Below are 22,823 nucleotides of genomic sequence, written 5' to 3' on the forward strand. Positions count from 1 at the left end.
AACATCATTCATCACCCTTCTTGTTTATAATATGAGAAAGAAAACAATTGGCAGGGTTGCCAAACTTAATAGAGTACTCATGAAAGTTACACTTGATACAAAATCGGGTTCTGTATTAAATTGAAGAGCGTACATTGTCGTATTAGCAGCAGTTGGCATAGCTGCCATAATAACCATAATTTGTTTGACCATATCCTCGACAGGCAAAAAGTATGCAATTCCAAACGCAATTATTGGTGAAATGGCTAATTTAACAATTAATCCCAGTGACATTCTCTCTAATTCTAATTTTTTGATCGAAAGCGTAGCTAATTGCATTCCCAAAGCAATCATGATAGTTGGAATAGCAGCATCTGCAACTAAGTCTACAGCCGTTAATATTGATTTTGATAATGTAATATTCAAGACCTGACATATAAACCCTACAATTGCAGCATATAGAATCGGGACACGCAGGACCGCGTTAATGGCTGATTTTATTCCATTAGATTCAGGATTGCCTTTTGCTGCAAAGTAAACGCCGACTGTGCACATAACAAGCTGTTGAATGACCATAAGAATAATTCCATAATTAAGTCCGATCGTTCCAAAAATCAGCAATACAACAGGTGTGCCATAATTTCCATTATTCATAAATGAGGAAGAAAGAATAAATCCGCATCTTTCTGTATTCGAATACTTCCGCATAAAAGAAAGGATATATCCAACAAGAATTAAACAAAAACAAAGGCCAAATGTATATAAAACAAAAGACAAGTATTCTAGATTAAAAGTTGTGGTATAAAATGTCCGAAAGACAAGAAAAGGAGACATTAAGTACAGGGCCATTGTTGAGATTCCTCTTGTATCAAAATGAAATTTCTTTTGACCAATGAACCCCAAGACAAAAACTCCAAATACAGGAAGCAACACGCTTAAAAATCCCAAAATTTCCACCTTCAATTTTCAATGATCTAAAAGCCCTGGTAAATAATTAACCAGGGCATTATATAAATCTTATAAATTCATGACAATAATTTTTTCTTCTGTCATTTCTTCAATTGCGTATTTAGGTCCTTCTTTTCCAGTACCGCTGTTTTTCACTCCGCCATAAGGCATGTGATCTACTCTATATGCTGATGCATCATTAACGATCAGGCCGCCTACTTCAATTTCGCGAGCAGCTTTCATTGCAAACTTGAGATCGTTTGTAAACAAACCTGCCTGTAATCCATAATCAGAATCATTCACTCTGGCAATCACTTCATTGACATCGTTATATACGGCTACTGATACGACTGGACCAAATACTTCACTTCGGCAGACTTTCATATCATCATTTACATTCGTAAGAATTGTAGGATAATAGGAAGCTCCCTCTCTTTTGCCGCCAGTTTCAACTTTTGCACCCTGCTGTACAGCTTCTTTGACCCAGGAGTCTACACGTTCTGCTTCACGAAGACGGATTAATGGTCCGATATCTGTATTATCATCAAGAGGATTGCCCACGGTTAGTTTTTCTGTTTTTTCTTTTAATTTTAATAAAAACTGTTCGTAAACTTCTTCATGAACATACACACGCTGTACAGATATGCAGACCTGTCCCGCATTGTTAAAGCTTTTTTGTGTAATTAATGAGGCTGCTTGTTCAAGATCTGCATCCTTATGAACAATTGTTGCAGAGTTATTGCCAAGCTCCAATGCAACTTTACGTAAACCTGCTTTTGAACGAATAGATTCACCAACACCAGGACTGCCTGTAAAGGTAAACATTGAGACATCTTTGTTCTCCAGAAGCCAGTTTCCGATTTCAGCACCTTCTCCAGTCAAAACTTGAAGCCGCCCTGAAGGAAGACCTGCTTCTTCGAAAATAGAAGCTAACATTAATGCTGTAATTGGGGTAACTTCAGCAGGCTTTAAGACTACACTGTTGCCGGCAGCGAGCGCAGGACCAATCTTATGGCATACCAAATTAAGTGGAGCATTAAATGGGGTAATAGCTGCGATTACACCTACAGGAACACGCAAAGTAAATGCCATTCTATTCTCGGACCCAGGTGCAGATTCTACCGGAATCCCTTCACCATGTATTCTTTTGGCTTCTTCTGCAGAAATTTGCAGTGTTAGCGCTGCGCGTTCCACTTCACCACGGGATTCACCGATCGGCTTTCCAACCTCTACCGTTAAAATACGGGCAAATTCTTCCGTACGCTCGATTAATAATTGGGCAGCTTTCATTAATACATGATAGCGTTCCGTCGGATGAAAAGATTTTTCAAGTGCAAGCTTTGAACTTTTAACGGCATCGTCCACGTGACTTTTATCAGCTTTTGAAATTTTGGATGCTATTTCTTGTGTATATTTATTTAATACATCCATCGTTTCTTCTGTACTCTTCCATTCACCATTTATATACAATCCATATTGTTTTTCCAGAGCTATCGTTGTCAATTTGTCCACTCCCTCATATCTATTAAACCATTACCTTTTAAGATCAATATTATAATGGTATTGATCACTGTGGTACTTGGTTGAAGTAAATTCAATCGGTTTGTCATCAAAGCCAAAACTTAGTCTTGTCATCTTCAAAAGGGCTTCTCCGCCTCGAACGCCTAATAAATCTGCTTCATTAAGCGTGGCATTAATTGCAGTGATTTGTTCATTTGCTCTTTTTAAATAAATTTCATTTTCTTCTAAGATTTCATAGAATTTTGCCGTATTTAAATCATATTTCAAAATAATTTTACCGATATACGACGGCCAATAAGAACATTCAATCGCAATTGGCCGATCATCTGCAAAACGAATTCTTTCTATTACTAACACTTCTTCGTCTTCCTGTAATTGCAGCATAGATTTTTCAAAATATACATGCTGCTTGAATTCAGCACGGATTAACTTTGACCTGGGAGTTAGCCCTTTTTCTATTGCTTCTTCTGCAAAACCCTTTAATGCCCCTAAATGACTGACCAGCAATTGAGGTTTTACAATCGTCCCTCTGCCTTGTTTTTTCTCCAATAAGCCATCTTGGACAAGAATTGATATCGCCTGGCGTAAAGTGGTCCTGCTTACATTAAATTCTTCTATTAATTCCTGTTCAGTCGGGATTAACGTGTTTGCAGGCCAGACTTTTTCTTGGATTCTTTTGAGCAGTATTTGTTTTACTTGTAAATAAAGAGAAAGATCGTTATCAAAATCTATGGTACTATTCATATCTTATTACCGCCTTTAAACACGCCGTTCTTTGATTCTATGTGAGTAAGATCTTCTTCTTAAGATAAGATAGATTTCTTATCACACAGCAACAGGTGATCCTTAAACATATACATTTGTTTCTATTCCAAGCATTCGGCCAAGTTCAATTAATTGATTAGTGACATCTCCATACACTAATGCAAAATGAGGTTCATAACCTGCATGCATAAGTTCATATAGAGTGCTAGTCACATCAGTTGATAATTTTACCTCTACTGATGTTCCGCTGAATGGCTGTTTAACATCCAGCGCATCTCCTTTCATTACTAAAAGGCGATATCCTTCTGGTGTGCTGCTTACACGAAAGATTGTTACCTCCCCTGCTTTTAATCCAAAATCCATTGCAAATCCTATTTTTCGATTAGGATGAACTCCTGCTGTTGCACCGGTAGAAGGACTGGCCAGTGAGTATGCCCCTGCTCCGCAATGCCAAAATACAACGGAGTTTTTCTCCTCATCTACATGTACCAAATCTCCTAAGTATGGAGCACTGCCACTAGTCAGTTCAGACAGGATATACATAGAAATCGATCCATGGATATCCGATTCACAGGATGTGACCATTCCTTCTTCTGTAAGATGAGAAAGTGTTGAACAAGGTGCTGCTCCTAAATCAGTGAAAAAGTCCGGCCAGCATCGCATTGCCAATGACTGAAGGTTTTCTTGCCTAACTTGTTTTTGAATATATGCAGAAAACTGAGCGAATTTTTTCACGGTTTCATCTTCACGATTCAAACCAATTACTTGTTGTTCCGCGCGTTCAATTTGCCCAATCCACTCTTCTTCTTTAAGTTCTGTACATTTTTTAAAAGCATCATGCAGATCCATTTTCAACAGCTTCACACCAAGTGCTTGCTGAAGTTTTTCTTCATCTGCATCAGAGAAAAAGAATCCAGGCGGATAATCACCTACTACACCAATTTTCATTTCACCAAGCAAAGTCATAACACGCATTACATCCAATTGCTCAGTCAATCTTTTCTCCAAGCGTTCTTCTCCTGGATTTCCAAATACAAATGCAAACGGATGATTATGATTTCGCAGTACATTGCTGGTGCTGTTTCCACCTGTAAGTGAATTTAATCGAAGTCTTCCGCCAACACTTGGTTCACGGACAGACCAAACAATCATCGGCTGTTTAAAATACTCTAATACCTTAATCACAAATTCTCCATCTGCAAATGTCACACTTTGATATAAGACCGTATCAAACTTGTTTTCCTTTATTGAAAATAAGAAGGCATCGAGTTCTTCAACTGACGTGATGATTCCTTCTGGTGCAACGAGAGTTTGACAGTTATTATTTAACCAACTCATACTCTTCAAACGAACATTTTCTGCTGCTTCAAGATCAAACGTTTTTCTGCCAATCGGTACATATAAAACTTTGGTTTTTGACATTTTGTATCCCCTTTACACACTAATCATCACTATCTTTACTTTGGAAAAATCAACTTCATATTATTTATCAAAAAGTTTTAATCTCTCTTACATTAAGCTTTTGTAACAGATACTTCCGTTTTTGTGTTGTCCCAAGCATTTCTGAAAACATTCAGCCCATAATCTGTAAATGCATGATCAAAACTGCTTCTGTATACATCAAATCCGCATGTGACAATATCCGCTCCCGCTTTTGCAGCATCAACAATCTGTTTGCCGTTGCGTAAAGCCGCAACAATAATTTCAGTCTCATATCCATATGTTTCATAAATTTTTGTAATATCTTGAATGTATTGAGCCGTATCTTCTCCGCTATTTTCCTTCCATCCTACAAATGGAGAAACGAATGTGGCTCCTATTCTAGCTGTCTGGATCGCCTGAGAAGGAGAAAATACGAGTGTAACATTAGTTGAGATGCCTTCTTTTTTTAATTCTTTTGCTGCAATTAATCCAGGTTCTGTGCAAGGGATTTTCACAACAAAGTTAGAGGAACGGGCTGCAATTTTTTTGCCTTCTGAAACCATTTCCCGAGCGTTATCTAAGTGTGGATTAATCTCTACTGATATAGGGAAATTTTTTATTTCGCCAAATTCTCCAGCAAGTTCATCTACAATTGTTAAGAATGATTTTCCGCTGTTCATAATATGTTTTGGATTTGTTGTAACTCCATCAATTGCCCAATTTTCATATGCATATTTGATTTCCTTAGTAATAGCACTGTCTAAAAAATATTTCATTTTATTCTCTCCTTTTATTGTAATGTTTTTATATTTATCATAACGTAGTAATCTTTAAATATATGTAATTACCTTTAACTCTATAATATGAAAACGAATTCAATTAATCAAGCCTTTTCTTAAAAAACGGCGAAAATCCTTAATCGGTTGCAAGCGAAAAAACAGGACATATAAAAGAGAAAGCGCAGGAAATAGCTTTCCTGCGCTCCCCTTTTAATTCCGTGCCGTAAACTGCGTAACAAACGGTTCGACATTCGCCACTTGTGCTCCCTGGTAATAGTAGCTGACGATGTCTTTGTATTTTTTTCCGTCCTGGGCCATGAAATTGGCTCCGTATTGGCTCATGCCGACGCCGTGGCCGAAACCTTTTGTTGTGATGAGAACTTGATCTCCTTTAAGCTGCCAGGTGAAATCGCTTGAGCGGAGGCCCAGCTTTTCACGGATTTCGCGGCCGTTCAGTTTTTTGCCGTTGATGTCGACCTGGGCTACTCGTTTGCCTGAGGTTCGTTCAATGACTTTTCCTACTTCTCCGTCTGAATCAAGTGTCACTCCAAGTTTTTTCTCGAAATCGCTCACTTTGATGGCGATTCGGTCATAGTATTTTGGTGATTTTTCGTCCCATGGACTTTCAACGCTCTTTAAATAAGGCAGGGATGCTGTCCAGTATTCATCTGAGTTTTCAGTGTAACCATTGCTGGTTGAGAAGAAAGAGGCTTCAATTGGTTTGTTTTCATATGTTAAGATTTGACCCTGTGTAGTGGCGACTGCATTGTACACCTTTTTGATTTTCCAATCATAGTCCTTTCCCCACTGCTTTTTCAGCTCGGCATCACTTTTAAACACCTGATGGGCGGTCGTGTCACTGACGACTGCACCATTTGGGACACTTATCGTTTGTTCACTCATTAATTGTTTTACGATATAAGTCCGGGCTGCCAGCGCCTGGGCTTTCAGCGCTTCGTCTTCAAAATCTGCAGGCATTTCAGAGGCAACGACACCGATGACGTATTCTTCTAATGGAATGTTTTCGATTTTTTCCGAACCGCTGCGGTACACGGGTACATCAATAATTGATTTAGCCAGCATGACTTGTTCATCCTTTTTGGTTTGAAGGTCTTCTGATAGCTCACCTTTGGTCTGATTCATAAAAGGTGCGACTAACAATGTCGGGATCATTAATATGATGAGAAATAATCCGGCAAGAACTAAAAGTATTGGTTTCAAAGATTTCATCTAAGAGCCTCCATATCCGATATGTCGTTTACCGTCTCTACTCAATACTATGGAGGTGGACAACCATTTATGACTGAAAAACTCTGAAATCTGAAGAATTCCCTTTTGCTTCCACTGTCTATTTCTACATTTTCTGCCGATTTCCTTCGACAATTTGCACGTGTTTTGAATAAGCTGAAAGGAGTTTAACCAGAATAATTCCTGCTAATGCTCCTGACATGTCATACATCATATCAACAATCCTGCCGCTGCGCATTGTATACAGCTGGAGGATCTCTGATGATGCAGCGAGGAACACCGCCCATAAGATCGCTGTACGCATCCTATACATGTATGTCATAATCATAGTAAAAAAAAGAAAGAAAAAGGCGTGCCCAATTTTTGTGACAACATAAAACTTACTGTGCAGGGCTATATCATGATATATAAATAAATCTGAAAAATCGGGGTCGCTCCGAATGGTGAGTCCGATATATCCTCCCGTAAGTAAAGACAGTAAATCACTCGTAAACGAGAACAATGAAAATGCGATGATTAAAAATAAAGCGGTAAAGAATTTCATAAAAACCCTCCTTCGCATTCATCGTCGTCAATTGCTGTTTATTTTATGCAAAAAAAACGTGATATGTAATGTATAAATCATAGGTGAAACAGTAACACTAATAAAGTATTTTTCTTTTCAAGAACCAAAAAAGAAGCTGGAATCCGAGGACTCCAACTTCTTTAGATGTACGTATTTTATGCGTTCATGTCGCTTACAGCCTGCTCGGATTTAACAGTGCTCTCTTCAGTGATGCGTTCGATGTCAGCACCGATTCCAGCAAGTTTGCCGTGGAAGTCAACGTAACCGCGGTCAACGTGCTTAAGCTCTGTTACACGAGTGTAGCCGTCTGCAACTAAACCTGCAAGAACAAGTGCTGCTCCAGCGCGCAAGTCTGTTGCTGCCACTTCTGCACCTTGCATATTAACTGGACCATTGATGATAACTGAACGGCCCTCAATTTTAATATCCCCATTCATGCGGCGGAATTCTTCCACGTGCATGAAGCGGTTTTCGAAAACAGTTTCCGTGATCATGGAAGTGCCTTCAGCTCTCAGCAGCAATGCCATCATTTGAGATTGCATGTCTGTCGGGAAGCCAGGATGAGGCATTGTTTTAATGTCGATGGATTTCAGTTTTTCTGGTCCGATGACACGAAGTCCGTCTTCTTCTTCAGAAATCTGAACGCCCATTTCTTCCATTTTTGCGATCAAAGAAGTTAAGTGTTCCGGCACAGCACCGCGAACCAATACATTTCCGCCTGTAATAGCAGCTGCAACCATGAACGTTCCAGCTTCAATGCGGTCAGGAATGATATGATGCTTAACGCCTTTAAGTGTTTCTACACCTTCAATGCGAATTGTGCCTGTTCCGGCTCCGCGTACTTTGCCGCCCATTGCATTAATGTAATTGGCAAGGTCAACGATTTCCGGTTCTTTTGCTACGTTCTCGAGAATAGTCGTGCCTTCTGCAAGAGCCGCAGCCATGATGATATTTTCAGTTGCTCCAACGCTTGGGAAATCTAAATAGATTTTTGCCCCGCGCAGTCTTCCAGAGACTTCAGCGTCGATAAATCCGTTCCCAACTTTGATGGTAGCTCCCATTGCTTCGAAGCCTTTTAAATGTTGATCAATTGGACGTGATCCAATCGCACAGCCGCCTGGCAATGCCACTCGTGCACGGCCATTTCTGGCAAGTAATGGACCCATAACTAAAACAGAAGCACGCATTTTGCGTACATATTCGAAAGGAGCTTCCATATTTAGCTCTTTAGATGCATCTACAAACACTTGGTTATTTTCAAAGTGTACTTCTGCACCTAAATGGCGCAGCACTTCATTGATTGTATACACATCGGAGAGCGTAGGCACATCACAAATTATGCTTTTTTGTTCACTGGCTAATAAAGATGCAGCGATTACTGGTAAAACGGCATTTTTAGCACCTTCTACTTTAACAGTACCGTTTAACTTACGACCGCCGCGGACGATGATTTTTTCCAAGGTCTTCCCCTCCGCGTCCCAATTTCTATATATTAATATTCAGACGTTATGATTGGTGTTCCTACTGTAACGCTAGTATTACCGCCCAATCCTGCGCCTCTGAGCGCAATTTGAATATTCATGCTGCCTTCATCTGTTGGAATCAGCTGATCCCAATCTGACGTACGTGCGGACACAGATATGAACGTTTCTTCTTTAAGCTGTTCAACTGGCACCGCGTTAAATTGTTTAAGCAAACCATTGACTTTCAATTGCAAAACACTACTCATCTTATCATCAAGCTGTCCATTTACACAAGTGAAAATTGTAGGATTTTCATGGAAAATGTCGAAACTATGAGCTTGCGCATACTCATAAAGCTGCGTCCAATTTTCCCCTGAACCTTCCCCGCTGAGCTCATACAAGATATACGATTGTTTTTGACCGTTTGTGTCGGTTGACTGAATTTGAAGCTTTTCTGTAAATCCCGTCTTTTCGTTAAAAAAGATTCCCGATGCTTTATGCAGCTTGCCATCCGCACGTTCATTCGACCACTTATAATGACGAAATTGAGTTTGTAAAAGTTTCGTTAATTCTTCAAAAGATTGATCCTCAGCGGAAATCATTTTTTTTGAATACATCGACCACTTTTTAACATCAATTCCCTGTGCTTCCATGCCTTCTACAATTTTTCCAATTTCAGCTTCTTTCTTGTCCGACCCAATAGCTTGGGCAACAACCGTACCTGTAAGAAATAATAAAAAGATAATAATTGCCAGACTGACTTTCTTCATCGTAACCCACGTCCTCTCCTTAGTAACATTGTTACCGTTTGAGAAGGGCGTATACGTGGAAAAAGTCGTCATTGTTAGACAAGCTCATGCTGTCCTGTGGTAATCTGTAGGTCATATTCCCCTGTTCTTTATTAGTTAAACGTTATTATCACAAAAGAGGATGCCTTTTGCTGACTGAATTTTCATTAAAATAAAAAAGGCAGCTGGCGGGACCATATTAAATAATCAAGAAAAAAGTTGCTTACAGCGCCTGAGATGGCGATCGTCAGCAGGATCATCAGCGCACGCGCTTGCATGACTTTTCCTTTTTTCATAGCTTTTTCAATATGCAGCGCCTGCAGTGCCCACCAAGTAACCGGAATGAATACAAGATGTGACAAAAGGCCAAGCAATGCTTGCTGATTAAAATCAAGCATAGGTTTAACAACTCCTATATGTAGCTATTCTTAGAGCAAGCATAGCACTTTTTACGTGAACAAAAAAAGAAGAGGCTTTTACACCTCTTCCATTATATAAAATTCTGCGCTCACATTGATGGATTTTTTGTAAAGATTAGTGGCAAATTTATGAAATATTTAAGTTCAGAAAATCAAACGCCGCTCCCGGGAAAATTCCAAGCAGAATGGTAGCAATCATGCAGATGACCGTCACGATCAAAAGCGGTGCACTCCATTTAAACGGCTCCTCGGTTTCTTTTTTCCTGAAAAAGACCTGGGTGAGGATGCCGAAGTAATAAAAGTATGAGACAACGGTTGTCGCAATCATAATAGAAGCAAGAACAATCTGCGGCGTGCTGTTTGTGAATGCATTCATGAAAATCGTGATTTTCCCGATAAAGCCTGCCGTACCCGGGAGTCCAGCAAGCGATAAGATGAAGATGGTGACGGCGATTGCCGCGAGCGGCGAACGGTGATACAAGCCGGCAAACGCTGTGACATCCTCTGATCCTGTTTTTCTCCCTACTGCCTGCACAATCGCAAAAGCGCCAAGGTTCATGATGACGTACGATAATAAGTAGAACCAGATGGCGTCAAAGTAAAAGTAGCCGCCGAATGATACAAAACCGACAAGCACATAGCCGGCATGTGCAATGGATGAATAGGCAAGCAGACGTTTGATGTTCTTCTGCCTTAAGGCGACCGTATTCCCTGCAATCATCGTGATCGCAGCCAAAATGGCGATGAAGCCTTGATAGACAACCAGAATCGACTGCATGCCATCTTCATCTGGAATGTTGCCAAAGACAGACAAGCACAATCTTAGGATGATAATAAACCCGGCTGTTTTTGAAACAGCACTTAGAAAAGCTGTAACAGGTGTCGGCGCTCCCTCATACACATCCGGTGCCCACATGTGAAAAGGAACCGTTGCGATTTTAAAAGATAATCCGACAAAAACGAGCAGAAACGAGATTCCTGCAATATAAAGATACCCTGATTCTGTTAAGCTGTTCAGCTGCGGAATCATTTCTGTCAGGCTTGTGGTTCCCGTCAAACCGTAAATATAGCTCATCCCGAAAAGCGTAATGGCCGTTGAGATCCCGCCGTTAATCACATATTTCAAAGCTGATTCGTTTGATTTCAGATTTTTTTTGCGCAGGCCCGCCAGTATATAGGAAGAGATGGACAGCAGCTCAAGGCCGACGAATAAAGTAATTAAATCCCGGCTTGATGCCATCATCATCGCTCCAAGAAGCGCTGCAAGCAGCAAGTAATAGAATTCTCCCCGCTCCTTCAAGCCTTCGCGCGGTTCATAATCGATGGCCAGCAGGAAAATAAGCGCTGCTCCAAGCAGTAAAATGAATTTGAACGCTTTTGCAAAGGAATCCAGGACAAACGTGTCATAAAGAATCACAGTATCTTTTGCACCAATCATAAAAGCAAGACTTACTATGGCTCCCGCAATGCCGGCAAAGCCAATCCATCCGAGCCATTTTCTGCTTTTGCCTTCCTTTATGAAAAGATCCATAATCGACAGCAGCAGCGCCGTCCCGAGAATGATGAACTCCGGTGTCATGACACTCCATTTATAGCTGAGCAAGGTTTCCATATCCATTGTTCATCACCCCCCTATCCCTTTCATGATGGTTTCGATTGTCAGCTGCAACGGAACGGAAAGTCCATTCGGATAGACGCCGATCAAAATAATGAAGAACAGCAATACAGTTACCGGTATGATCTCGTACAACTTCATATCATAGTGCGTATGCTCTGATTTTTTTTCGGCTCCAAAGGTAATCGATAGGACAGCCCTCAATAGATAAGCTGCGGTCAAAATGATGCCGATTGTCCCGATGGCCCCTAGCTCCGGATGCTGATCGAATACCCCCATGAATGCCGTCAGTTCACTGATGAAACCGGACATTCCGGGCAAACCAAGCGATGCCATTGCCCCTGCCAGCAAAAATCCCGCAGCGAGCGGCATGGTTTTCGCTAAGCCTGAAAGCTGATCCAGCTGCGTTGTTTGGGTTCGTTCCAGCAGCACTCCCACTAAGAAAAACAGTAGAGCAGAGATAAGTCCGTGTGAAACGACCTGGAAAATCGCCCCCTGTATCCCCGCTTCGTTTAAAGCGCCAAGTCCAATGAGCACGATTCCCATATGCGAAATACTTGAGTAGGCAAGCACCATTCTCAACTCATTCTGGATGAGCGCCAGAAAGGCTCCGTACAGAAGATTCACAAGCCCAAGCACTATTAAGATCGTGCTTAGCTTTGAAAACTCGTTCGGGAATAAGCCAAGTCCGAATTTTATTAAACCGAATGCTCCAATTTTCAAAAGAATACCCGAATGCAGCATCACAATTGGCGGGGGTGCCTGAACATGCACTCGCAGCATCCACGTATGCAGCGGGAAGATCGGAAGCTTCACTCCAAATGCCGCGATGAGGGCGATCAGCAATCCAAGCTTAAAATCGTCTGAGATCGGTCCGATCAGCTGAACGTCCGGCGTATTCAGCAATTGACCAAGCAGATCGATATTTGTAGTCCCTGTTTTTGAAAAGAGCAGGATGATCACAATCAGCAGGATCGCTGACCCAAATCCGTTATACAGCAAAAATTGATACGCTGCTTTTTCACGGGCCATAAAGCCCCATTTTCCGATGAGGAAGAACATCGGAATCAGCGTGATTTCAAAGAAAATGAAGAAGAGAATCAGATTCTGGGCCATGAAGACGCCGAGCATGCCGACTTCGAGGATGAGCAGCAGCACAAAATAGCTTTTCCAGTTCTTCTTAATGGAAACAGAGGCCGCTGCAGCGAGAGCCGCAAGAATCGATGTGAGCAGCACCATAATCAGCGAAAAACCGTCAAGTGCAAGCTCATAATCTACCGTAAACACACCAGGCTGCATGTCGCTGTATTGGCCAAACGCAATCCATCTATGTTTTTCGGCAAATCGCTCGAGGTCGCTGCCAAGCTGATATTGAGCAAACATAATGCCTGATAAAAGGACGGCAGGCAGAGTCGCCAGGAATCCGACCAGTTTCAACGAGGTTTCCTGATCTTTATTCATAAAAGCAAGAACGATGATGCCAAGGACAGGTGAGAAAACCAGGGCCGTAAGCAGAATGGATGTCATAAAAAGTTCCCTCCTGTCACCGCATATAGAACGAGTAAAATAGCGAGTCCGACAAATGCCACGGTTCCATACATCTGCACCTGGCCGTTCTGCATTTTCGAACCGAAGGCGCCGGCTGAGCGGACAATTCCCGCTGCACCTTTTACAGCACCCTCAACCAGGAATTTTTCGAGATACTTGCAGAAGACGCTGATTGTGTTCGTAAACCAGATCACCGTCATTCCATATAGTTCATCAATGAAATATTTATTTTTAAGCACCGAATGAATCATTGGCACCCGCGATCTTATTTTTTCAGCTGAGATCGATTGTTTGCTGTACATCATGTAAGCAAGCAAGATGCCAAGCAAAGAGACTGCGGTTGCGGCGAACATAATCCATAGCGGTCCTTCAATATGGCCGTGGCCAAGCTGCGGCGATCCCTCCGTCAGCCAATCACCAAGAAACGTGCCGAACCAAGGAGTGTTGCTGTAGCCAGAGAAAATGGCAAGAACGGCAAGGACGCTCATTGGAATCAGCATATTGCCCGGTGATTCTTTTACACTTGAAAGCTCTGTTTTCGGCCTTCCCGTGAAAACAAGGAAGAAGAGCCTGAACATGTAAAAAGCAGTGAAAAAGGCGGCGATGAGTGCCAGCCAGAAAAGGGCAGGATTTCCATGTGTCCAGGCTGCTATCAGAATTTCATCTTTACTGAAAAAGCCTGAGAAGAGCGGGACTCCGCTTATGGCCAGCGTTCCGATCAGAAACAGCGGACCCGTGAATTTCAGTTTTTTCCATAAGCCGCCCATCTCATCGATGTTTTGTGTATGAACAGCGTGAATCACGCTGCCCGCTGCAAGAAACAGCAGGGCTTTAAAAAAGGCGTGTGTCATTAAATGAAAAACACCCGCGACATAGCCTGCGGAACCAAGTGCCAGCATCATGTAGCCAAGCTGACTGACAGTCGAATACGCAAGCACTCGTTTAATGTCTTTTTGCACAAGGCCGATGCTTGCAGCAAAAATAGCGGTGAAGGCTCCAATAGTAGCTACTACAAGGAGGGCCGTTTCACTGGCGGCAAATAGCGGATACATGAGAGCAACTAAATAAACACCGGCCGCAACCATTGTCGCCGCATGGATAAGTGCAGAAACAGGCGTCGGCCCTTCCATCGCATCCGGCAGCCAGGAATGGAGCGGGAATTGACCTGATTTTCCAATTGCCCCAATGAAGATCAATAGGCTGATCAGGGTAATCATATCAAGCGGTACTTTGCCATCTGCCACACTCGCAAAGATCTGATCATATTCAAAGCTTTCGACCTGCCAAAAGAGGAGGAGCATCCCGATGAACAGACCGACATCCCCGATCCGGGTCATGATAAAGGCTTTTTTAGCAGCTGCCTTTGCTTCTTCTTTATAAAAATAGAAACCGATCAATAAGAAGGAACCGACTCCCACGAGTTCCCAGAAGATATAGAGCTGAAGCAGGTTTGTCGTCATGACAAGCCCGAGCATGCTGAAGGTGAATAAACCGAGATACGCATAAAAAACAGGAAAGCGCCCGTCTCCATGCATATATCCCTTTGAATAAATATGTACAGCTAAGCTGACAAGCGAAACGATCACCAGCATCAAGGCATTTAATTGATTGATTTCAAAACCCGCTGTCAGCTCAAAATCGCCAATTGTGAGCCACACGGTTTCCGCTTTATAGGTTGGCTGTGTAAACCGTTCAAACAATACAGCGAGCGAGCCCGCAAATGCGAGAAGCATAAGAGTGCTTCCTACAAAGGCACTGCCCTCCCTCATGCGTTTGCCGAACAGAAGCAGCACGAGGAATGAGACAAGCGGGAACAGCGGGATCATCCAGGCATATGGCATCATTGTATTCAATCCCCTTCTTGTTTAGAGGTTTTAGTGCTTCATAGTATTATAGTCGTCAATATTGACGGATCTTCGGTTGCGGTACAGGGCAAACAGGATGGCAAGTCCAACGGCTGCCTCTGCTGCTGCGATCGTGATCGTAAAGAGTGAAAAAACCTGTCCGGTTATATCAGGAACGACACCGTATTTGCTGAAGGCAACCAAATTAATGTTGGCAGCATTCAGCATCAGCTCGATTGAAATCAGCACGATGACCGTATTTCGTTTCGTCAGCGCTCCGTACAAGCCGATGCAAAAAAGGATCAGTGCGAGAACAAGGAAAGCGGATAATGGAATCGAGCTCATTTTTTGTCCTCCTCATTCTCATCTTTTTTCGCCAGAATGATTGCTCCAACGAGTGCAACAAGCAAAAGAACCGATGTGAGCTCAAACGGAATGACAAAATGCGAATAAAGGGAAATTCCGATTTGCTCTGTATTTTTCACATGCAGATTGGCAGTCGGCTCACCGAGCTTGAGATCATAGATTCCAAGATACATAACGAGCGCAAACGCAGCGATTCCAAGAAATGTTATGAGCTTTCTTCCTGTTCCCGCTGCGGACTGCTCCTCGTCCTCATGACGCGTGAGCATAATGCCAAACAGCATGATAATCGTGATTGCACCCGAGTAGATTAAGATTTGGACAGCTGCGACAAATTCGGCGGAGAGAAGAACATATAATCCGGCAATACTCACGAACGTAAACACCAGCGATACGACCATATGAACCACTTTTGTCACATTCAGCATGAGAATGCCGCCCCCGATTGCCACCATGGCGAGTCCGATAAAGGCTACATACTCTCCGGTTATACTCACACCTTATTCTCCTCCCTGATGTTCTCATCATTTTCATCCAGCCACTCGAGATTTTTAAAAAGCTGATCGCGGCTGTACTCCGCAAGCTCGAAATTATTCGTCATCACGATGGCTTCTGTCGGGCAAACCTCTGTGCAAAGATCGCATAAGATACAAATTTCAAAGTTAATATCATACGTATCAATGATTTTCCCTTTTTTCGCCGGATCCGGATGCTTCTTCCCTGTCAGCTCAATGCAATCTGTCGGGCAAATATTTGCACACTGATTGCAGACAATGCACTTTTCCGGATAAAACTTCTGAATGCCGCGGAACCTGTCAGGCAGCGCCAGGGCATCGTTCGGGTAATCATACGTCACTTTTTTCTTCGTCAAGTTGTTCAGGGTATACGTTAAACCTTTTGCCAAGCCTCGCATGCTCTCACCCCTTTAATTTGTGAAGACTGGGCCGCTGGGCCGGGTTTTGGCCGGGCTGCGGCGGGTATTTTCTGCTTTTACTTGCTGATATTGGTTAAATACTTTCCGGAATGCCTTTCTTACTTGCGGGTATTCCGGATTTACTTGCCGGATTGGCGAATTTACTTTCTTTTTTCCAGCCGTCACCTATTTAAAGAAAATCTCCTTCACAATCGCCGTGATAAAAATATTCGCGAGTGCGACCGGAAGCAGCACTTTCCATCCGAATTCCATCAGCTGATCGGCGCGTATCCGCGGGAATGTGACGCGGAACCAGATGAGGATGAAAATGACCATGCTGAATTTAAGGCCGAACCAGATGGCGCCTGGGATAAAATCAAGAAACACAACGGGATGCCATCCGCCTAAAAAGAGAACCGTTGTTAAGGATGCCATCGCGAAGAAGTACACGTATTCCGAAAGCATGAAGAATGCCCAGCGGAAGCCGGAGTACTCAACATGGTAACCGGCAACAAGCTCTGACTCTGCTTCAGGCAAGTCAAACGGTGTTCGGTTCAGCTCTGCCACCGAGGCAATCAGGAAAATGAGAAATCCAATTGGCTGAAGAAAGATAAACCAGACGTCCTCTTGAGCGTCTACAATCGTATTTAAGTTCAGGCTTCCAGATAACAGGACAACCCCGATTACCGACATAACTAGCGGAATCTCATAGGAAATCATTTGAGCTGCTGCCCGCATGCCGCCGAGCAGGGAGTATTTGTTATTTGAAGCCCAGCCTCCTGTTACAATGCCAATCGTTGTTAAGCCCGATATGGCGATGTAAAAAAGCAGGCCGACTCCCAGATCAGCAAACTGAAAGGCATCTGTAAACGGAATCGTTGATAAGACGATGAATGCCGGAGCAAAAGCGATTACAGGAGCGAGAATAAACAGCGGCCTGTCAGCAAGCTTCGGAATCGTGTCTTCTTTTATCAGAAGCTTTAAAACGTCTGCCACAGTCTGCAGCAGCCCCCATCTTCCCCCAACCTGGTTGGGTCCGATGCGCCCCTGCATGAATCCCATGACCTTGCGCTCTGCCAGGATGCCATAAGTGACGAAGCCGAGGACGACGAACAGGAATGCTGTTGCAAGCCCAAAGAAGATCGCAAAGTTGCCTATCCCCGGCGATGATTGAAGCAGGCCCTCCACCATTAGCCGTCCACCTCCCCAAGAACGATGTCAATGGCACCGAGAATGGTAATGAGATTTGACATGTTTTCTCCTTCCAAAAGCTTTGGCAGGATCTGCAGATTGTAAAAAGACGGACGCCTGAATTTCAAACGGTACGGCTCTTTTTTCCCTTCACTTGCAATATAGCAGCCGATTTCACCGCGCGGAGATTCGATTCTTACATACGCCTCTCCTTTAGGTGCTTTAATGATTTTCGGCACTTTTGCGATGATCGGTCCATCAGCCGGGAATTGTTCTACTGCCTGCTCTAAGATTTTCAAAGATTCCTCGATTTCTTCCATTCGGCATTCGTAGCGGGCAAAGGCATCCCCCTTTGTCCGGACAGGAACGTCAAAATCAAACCGGTCGTAAATTGAGTAGGGTTCATCCTTTCGAAGGTCCCATTTCACGCCAGTGCAGCGCAGGTTCGCCCCGCTTAAGGAGTAAGCAAGCGCCTCTTCTTTCGTGTAGATGCCGACTCCTTTTACACGGTTTAAAAAGATTTCATTTCCTGACACGAGATCATGATAGCCTTTCAGCTGCTCTCTCATATAAGGAATGAATTCTGCTACTTTTTCAATCCAGCCCTCAGGCGCATCCCACTTCACGCCGCCGACCCGCATGTAATTGAAGGTCAGCCTCGCTCCTGAAAGCTCCGTCAGCAAATTGATAATCATTTCCCGTTCGCGGAAAGCATATAAAAAAGGACTGACTGCCCCAATATCAAGCAAATAGGTGCCCCACCAGACAAGGTGGCTTGCGACTCGTCCAAGCTCCATCGCAATCACCCTTAAATACTCTCCCCGCTCAGGCACCTGAATGCCTGTCATCGTTTCCACAGCATGGCAGATGACATAATTGTTCGTCATGGCAGACAGATAATCCATGCGGTCTGTATAAGGAATGATTTGTGTGTATTGCAGGTTTTCTGCAAGCTTTTCGGTGCCTCTATGTAAATAGCCGATAACCGGTGTAGCTTCTTTAATGATTTCTCCGTCAATCTTGATCACAAGCCGGAACACGCCATGTGTACTCGGGTGCTGAGGTCCGACATTGAGGAGCATTTCTTCTGTCCGTATCAAAAGCTACACCTCCACATCATAGGGTTCATAATCTTTGCGAAGAGGATGGCCGACCCAGTCATCCGGCATCATAATTCTCGTTAAATTCGGGTGGCCGGCAAAGTGAATGCCAAGCAAATCAAATGCTTCGCGCTCAGGCCAGTCCGCCCCTTTCCAAAGCGGCTCGAGGGAATCAATTTCAGGCTTGCCGCGGTCAAGCTTTACTTTCAGAATGACTGTATGGCGGTGGACATAGGAAAAAAGATAAACGTACATTTCCATATGCGTTTGAAAATCGGTGCCATGCAGTTCAGAAACGTAATCAAATGCCAATTCTTCATGTTCTTTCAGAAGCTTGGCAATGGCAAAATAGAATTCTCTTTTTGCAACAAGAGTCGGGGCATCTTTAGACAGCCTATTAATATAGGATTCTTCCAAAACGTCTTTACCTAGCTGCTCCTCGATCACTTTTACATACTTATTTAAAATGGGCTCATTAGGTGAAGGTTCTTCTTGTTGAGGCTGCTCGTCTGGAGTTAGTTTTTTTGCTTTTGCAGCGGCAGCGGCTTTTGCTTTTGCAGCTGCGATGGCCTTTGCCTTCTCTTTAGCCAATTCATCATCGGAAAGATTTTCACGGGAAGCCTTTGCTTTTGCGGCGGCTGCAGCTTTTGCTTTGGCAACAGCGGCTGCTTTTTGCTTGGCTAAATCATCTGCAGGTGCACCTTCTGTATTTGCTTTTTGCTTGGCGAGTGCTGCGGCCTTTGCTTTTGCTGCTGCGACTGCTTTTTGTTTCGCAAGGGCGAGGTCGTCTGCTGATTCGTTTTCGGCCCCCTCCGCTTGCTTGGCTTTCTGTTTTGCGAGGGCTGCGGCTTTTGCTTTTGCAGCTGCGACTGCTTTTTGCTTCGCAAGAGCGAGGTCGTCTGCTGATTCGTTTCCGGTCCCCTCTGCTTGCTTGGCTTTCTGTTTTGCGAGGGCTGCGGCTTTTGCTTTTGCGGCGGCTGCCGCTTTCTGTTTTGCAAGAGCTGCCTCATCAGCCGGTTCCGCTGTTTCCTTGGCCTTTTGCTTTGCCAGTGCAGCGGCTTTCGCTTTTGCTGCAGCTGCCGCTTTTTGCTTCGCAAGGCTTGCATCATCTATTGTTTCATTCGCTTTCGCTTCCTGTGCTTTTTGTTTCGCCAGTGCCGCTGCCTTTGCCTTTGCAGCAGCTGCCGCCTTTTGTTTAGCAAGATCGTTGTTTGAAGGCGGATTTTCTTGGTTTGCCTGCTTTTCAGCGAGTTTCTTCATAGCAGCTTCCTTCGCTTTTTGTGCGGCTTCCCGCTTCAGCTGCTGGAGGTCTTTCTCATCGCTCATGGATTATTTCACTCCCTGTTTTCGCCTCATAACGGATTTTCTCTTTCAGCTTGTTGATTCCGTAGATGAGGGCAGCAGGATTTGGAGGACAGCCCGGAATATATACATCAACCGGTACAATCTGGTCGACTCCTTTTACAACAGCGTATGATTTAATATAGGGACCGCCGGCTGTTGCGCAAGAACCCATGGCAATCACCCATTTAGGTTCAGGCATTTGATCATAGAGACGCTTTAGGACCGGAGCCATTTTTTTCGTCACTGTTCCAGAGACTATCATGACATCGGACTGGCGCGGTGATGTTCTGAAAAAGGATCCGAAGCGGTCCAGGTCATAGTGGGACGAGCCGACACCCATCATTTCGATTGCACAGCAGGCAAGCCCGAACGTGAGCGGCCAGAGGGAATTGCTTCTCGCCCACCCCTTCAGCTCTTCAAGCGTTGTTAAAAAGACGCTGCGCTTCAGTTCTTCCATTTCATCGTGTGGAATATTCGTTACATTTAAGTCCATTTCAGCACCTTCTTCTTCCATGCGTAGACTAGCCCGATCACGAGCATGATGACAAAAATGAGCATCTCAATGAGGGCAAACACGCCTAACTTCTCATATGCGACTGCCCATGGATATAAAAACACCGTTTCTACGTCAAAAATAACAAACATGAGGCCAAACATATAATAGCGGACATTAAACTGCACGCGTGAATCATGGTACGGATCAATTCCGCTTTCGTATGTGGTTGCTTTTGCTTCGCTTGGTGCACTGGGCCTCAAAATCCGGCCGATTCCAAGCGCAACAACAGGAAGCAAAATGCCAAGGAGCAGGAAAACGACAACGATTAAGTAATTATTCAAATATACGTTTAGTGATTCCATCCATTTCCCCCGTTATGTTAAAAATAGTAGAACTTTCAAAATATTATAAATGTAACCGCTAACATTATAACATCATTATCCAATTTGTGTATAGATTCCGAAATGCTGAACCGACTGCTTAGCTCCGACAGACAGATAAGGATCCGACAGTAAAGGCGCTTTTTGCCAATACTTTCGGAGCCGTTCTGGCCGAGGAGTTAGGAGGTGAAGCTGGACACCACGAAATGCGGAACCGACTGTTTAGCCCCGACAGGCAGATAAGAATTCACCGGAAAAGTCCGGTTTTGACTTTTTCGGGAATTTGTTCTGACCGAGGGGTTAGGAGGTGAAGCTGGACACCACGAAATGCGGAACCGCTCTTTCTGCACCAGAATTGAACACCAGTACTTTTTCCAAATTCCACCTCCCTTGTAGCTTTAATGTAAGCTGCTCTATTAAAGTCATCAGGATGATATACTTGCTAGTGAACAAAAGACGAGAGGTGACAGAATGCTAGAATCTTATAATCATCAAATTGAAACAGATTATGGCAGGAATTTGCCTGTCTTTGAAAATGAAGAATTGGCCAAAGTGTATTACTATGAACAACGGAAAGAGAACTTGTCTCTTTTAGAAGATATATATGCAGAACTCGGCTTAACATTAAACTATTCTGTAAAAAGTTTAATCCAGCTGGAAGAAGTGTATTTTTCATTTTTCCAGGAAAATAAGTTCCGTGACTTTCAGCTGTCCATTGCGGACTTGGAAGAATGCATGAGCATTTATTTTGGTGAAGTCGTCACGATTCACTTAGATGGAGCTTTCTGGATGGTCAAAGAGTATTCGTTTACTGAAGGCGCCTATGTGATGGGACTGCAGTGCGGACGTTCAACGACTTATTTTTCGAACCTGTTTGAAGACCATTACATGACTGCAAAGGATGCATCTGAACAGAGGATCTACAAGTTGTATAAGCGTTATGAGAAAAAAAGTAAAAAATGATGGAAAAGCAGCTGGAGAGTTCTCCAGCTGTTTTCTTTTTATAATTGGATTGAAACTCTACGCTTTTCCATATTCGACTGAATTGCCGCTTCATTCACTGCCGTTAGCAGCAAAGCATCCTCATTCGAAATAAATGGTGTTTTTCCAGACTGGATGGCGTCTGCCCATTGCTCTATTGGAATTGGCAGCTCTTTTGGCAGCTGCTCGATCACATGTGTGCCTTCGCCATTTCTGAGTTCGACTTTTCCATCCTGAATCAGCAGGCATCCTTCGGTTCCGTACAATTCAAGATAAAACGGACTTCCATGTGAAACGAATGAGGTTTCGAGCACTCCAGTTACGCCGTTCTCATAGGCAACGAGGACAGAAGCCTGGTCTTCGACTTCTTTTGAATAGACGTAATCAAAATGAGCGGATACTTCTTTAGGTTTTCCTGCGAGACGGTTGAGCAAGTAAATCGGATGTGCGCCTAAATCGATAAGAGCACCTCCGCCGCATTGCTCGGCATTGTAGAAGTGAGCCGGCAGCCATCCTTCAGGGTTTTCCGCTGAAGGCACTGAACCGTTATGAGCGACACGGCATCTTGCCATTTTGAGTTCTCCGATTTTACCCTCTTTCAGCGCTTGTTCAGCATAAAGGTAATAATCTGTGCTGAGTCTAGGCATGGAGACCACAAGGGTCACTCCCGCTTTCTGGACAGCTTCAAAGATCTCTTTGCATTCCGCTGCTGTTAATGCCAGTACTTTTTCTGTGAAAACGTGTTTTCCATGCTGTGCTGCTTTGATGATGACATCCTTGTGCATGTTAGTCGGTGTATCCACAACCACCCCTTCGATAGCAGGATTGCTCAGCACTTTCTCAAGCTCAGGCTCAAATGGAACATTCAGTTCATTGGCCCATTGCTGCCCTCTTTCTTTGTCTTCATCCCATATTTGCGTAATGTTCAACTTAGAACTGTTATGTATATCTCTTTCATAATCAACGGCATGAACATGCCACTTGCTTAACATTGCAACTGAAATCATTTTGTTCCCTCCCGGAAGTTTTTCACACATATAGTAACTTCCTTTTCGAACACGTGATTTCCTTTTCTATTTTTGGAGAAAATTTTAATTAGAGAGGTTTTTTCTTTGGATAAAAGAGGGAATATGCTTGTTATCATCCTAAGG

23 protein-coding genes are annotated in these 22,823 nt (G+C 43.5%); 1 reads left to right on the forward strand and 22 read right to left on the reverse strand.

The genetic code is table 11. The features are described 5' to 3' along the window. Positions 1 to 24: 24 nt before the first annotated feature. The 21 genes from AC3ISE_RS20895 to AC3ISE_RS20995 form a co-directional block, all read right to left on the reverse strand. Entirely contained in the window at positions 25 to 927 is a 903-nt protein-coding gene (locus AC3ISE_RS20895) for an AEC family transporter (RefSeq protein ID WP_489222468.1), read from the reverse strand. Between the two features lie 69 nt (positions 928 to 996). Continuing rightward, the gene (locus tag AC3ISE_RS20900; RefSeq protein WP_489222469.1) at positions 997 to 2,430 is read right to left on the reverse strand and encodes an aldehyde dehydrogenase family protein; all 1,434 of its coding nucleotides are present in this window, start codon (positions 2,428 to 2,430) and stop codon (positions 997 to 999) included. A 30-nt stretch (positions 2,431 to 2,460) separates the two neighbouring features. Then, positions 2,461 to 3,192 (reverse strand): GntR family transcriptional regulator, encoded by a 732-nt coding sequence (locus AC3ISE_RS20905; protein WP_489222470.1) that lies wholly within the window; start codon positions 3,190 to 3,192, stop codon positions 2,461 to 2,463. A gap of 102 nt (positions 3,193 to 3,294) precedes the next feature. Further along, entirely contained in the window at positions 3,295 to 4,635 is a 1,341-nt protein-coding gene (sftI, locus tag AC3ISE_RS20910; protein ID WP_489222471.1) for a sulfoquinovose isomerase, read from the reverse strand. A gap of 92 nt (positions 4,636 to 4,727) precedes the next feature. Then, positions 4,728 to 5,411 carry a transaldolase family protein gene (locus tag AC3ISE_RS20915; RefSeq protein ID WP_489222472.1) on the reverse strand — a complete coding sequence of 228 codons (684 nt, stop codon included), beginning with the start codon at positions 5,409 to 5,411 and terminating at the stop codon, positions 4,728 to 4,730. A gap of 213 nt (positions 5,412 to 5,624) precedes the next feature. Next, positions 5,625 to 6,644: a stage II sporulation protein D gene (gene spoIID / locus AC3ISE_RS20920; RefSeq protein ID WP_489222473.1), complete on the reverse strand. Its 1,020-nt coding sequence runs from the start codon at positions 6,642 to 6,644 to the stop codon at positions 5,625 to 5,627. 124 nt (positions 6,645 to 6,768) lie between these two features. Next, positions 6,769 to 7,206 carry a VanZ family protein gene (locus AC3ISE_RS20925; RefSeq protein ID WP_489222474.1) on the reverse strand — a complete coding sequence of 146 codons (438 nt, stop codon included), beginning with the start codon at positions 7,204 to 7,206 and terminating at the stop codon, positions 6,769 to 6,771. Between the two features lie 176 nt (positions 7,207 to 7,382). Further along, complete coding sequence (gene murA, locus AC3ISE_RS20930; protein WP_070875388.1) at positions 7,383 to 8,687, reverse strand: UDP-N-acetylglucosamine 1-carboxyvinyltransferase; 1,305 nt, start codon at positions 8,685 to 8,687, stop codon at positions 7,383 to 7,385. A 32-nt stretch (positions 8,688 to 8,719) separates the two neighbouring features. Next, positions 8,720 to 9,460, reverse strand: coding sequence for a YwmB family TATA-box binding protein (locus AC3ISE_RS20935; protein ID WP_489222475.1), 741 nt, complete (start codon positions 9,458 to 9,460; stop codon positions 8,720 to 8,722). Positions 9,461 to 9,645: 185 nt separating this feature from the next. Then, positions 9,646 to 9,876, reverse strand: coding sequence for a DUF1146 family protein (locus AC3ISE_RS20940; protein ID WP_223438623.1), 231 nt, complete (start codon positions 9,874 to 9,876; stop codon positions 9,646 to 9,648). Between the two features lie 148 nt (positions 9,877 to 10,024). Continuing rightward, a complete protein-coding gene (gene nuoN / locus AC3ISE_RS20945) occupies positions 10,025 to 11,515 on the reverse strand; it encodes an NADH-quinone oxidoreductase subunit NuoN (RefSeq protein ID WP_489222476.1) in 1,491 nt (496 codons plus the stop codon). Positions 11,516 to 11,521: 6 nt separating this feature from the next. After that, on the reverse strand, positions 11,522 to 13,039 hold the full coding sequence (locus AC3ISE_RS20950; RefSeq protein ID WP_489222477.1) for a complex I subunit 4 family protein: 1,518 nt from the start codon (positions 13,037 to 13,039) through the stop codon (positions 11,522 to 11,524). Beyond that, positions 13,036 to 14,904 (reverse strand): NADH-quinone oxidoreductase subunit L, encoded by a 1,869-nt coding sequence (gene nuoL / locus AC3ISE_RS20955; RefSeq protein ID WP_489222478.1) that lies wholly within the window; start codon positions 14,902 to 14,904, stop codon positions 13,036 to 13,038. The genes AC3ISE_RS20950 and nuoL overlap by 4 nt, the downstream gene beginning before the upstream one ends. Before the next feature lie 30 nt (positions 14,905 to 14,934). Beyond that, positions 14,935 to 15,249 (reverse strand): NADH-quinone oxidoreductase subunit NuoK, encoded by a 315-nt coding sequence (gene nuoK, locus AC3ISE_RS20960; protein WP_133312807.1) that lies wholly within the window; start codon positions 15,247 to 15,249, stop codon positions 14,935 to 14,937. Further along, positions 15,246 to 15,758, reverse strand: coding sequence for an NADH-quinone oxidoreductase subunit J (locus AC3ISE_RS20965; RefSeq protein WP_489224398.1), 513 nt, complete (start codon positions 15,756 to 15,758; stop codon positions 15,246 to 15,248). The genes nuoK and AC3ISE_RS20965 overlap by 4 nt, the downstream gene beginning before the upstream one ends. Positions 15,759 to 15,760: 2 nt before the next feature. Next, a complete protein-coding gene (gene nuoI / locus AC3ISE_RS20970) occupies positions 15,761 to 16,180 on the reverse strand; it encodes an NADH-quinone oxidoreductase subunit NuoI (RefSeq protein ID WP_070875395.1) in 420 nt (139 codons plus the stop codon). Positions 16,181 to 16,366: 186 nt separating this feature from the next. Beyond that, positions 16,367 to 17,371 carry an NADH-quinone oxidoreductase subunit NuoH gene (gene nuoH, locus AC3ISE_RS20975; RefSeq protein WP_489222479.1) on the reverse strand — a complete coding sequence of 335 codons (1,005 nt, stop codon included), beginning with the start codon at positions 17,369 to 17,371 and terminating at the stop codon, positions 16,367 to 16,369. Then, the gene (locus AC3ISE_RS20980) at positions 17,371 to 18,471 is read right to left on the reverse strand and encodes an NADH-quinone oxidoreductase subunit D (protein WP_309193263.1); all 1,101 of its coding nucleotides are present in this window, start codon (positions 18,469 to 18,471) and stop codon (positions 17,371 to 17,373) included. Before AC3ISE_RS20980 ends, nuoH begins: the two co-directional genes overlap by 1 nt. 3 nt (positions 18,472 to 18,474) lie before the next feature. After that, entirely contained in the window at positions 18,475 to 19,797 is a 1,323-nt protein-coding gene (locus tag AC3ISE_RS20985) for an NADH-quinone oxidoreductase subunit C (protein WP_489222480.1), read from the reverse strand. Continuing rightward, a complete protein-coding gene (locus AC3ISE_RS20990; RefSeq protein ID WP_070875399.1) occupies positions 19,787 to 20,308 on the reverse strand; it encodes a NuoB/complex I 20 kDa subunit family protein in 522 nt (173 codons plus the stop codon). The genes AC3ISE_RS20985 and AC3ISE_RS20990 overlap by 11 nt, the downstream gene beginning before the upstream one ends. Further along, positions 20,299 to 20,673, reverse strand: a complete 375-nt coding sequence (locus AC3ISE_RS20995) for an NADH-quinone oxidoreductase subunit A (protein ID WP_070875400.1) — start codon at positions 20,671 to 20,673, stop codon at positions 20,299 to 20,301. The genes AC3ISE_RS20990 and AC3ISE_RS20995 overlap by 10 nt, the downstream gene beginning before the upstream one ends. A 489-nt stretch (positions 20,674 to 21,162) precedes the next feature. Between AC3ISE_RS20995 and AC3ISE_RS21000 the strand changes: the two genes are divergently transcribed. Continuing rightward, positions 21,163 to 21,654: a hypothetical protein gene (locus tag AC3ISE_RS21000; protein ID WP_489222481.1), complete on the forward strand. Its 492-nt coding sequence runs from the start codon at positions 21,163 to 21,165 to the stop codon at positions 21,652 to 21,654. A 38-nt stretch (positions 21,655 to 21,692) separates the two neighbouring features. On the opposite strand, the gene AC3ISE_RS21005 is transcribed toward AC3ISE_RS21000, so the two are convergent. Next, positions 21,693 to 22,679, reverse strand: coding sequence for a Gfo/Idh/MocA family protein (locus AC3ISE_RS21005; RefSeq protein WP_489222482.1), 987 nt, complete (start codon positions 22,677 to 22,679; stop codon positions 21,693 to 21,695). Positions 22,680 to 22,823: the final 144 nt, after the last annotated feature.

This window comes from Metabacillus sp. KH_069 (assembly GCF_057838075.1).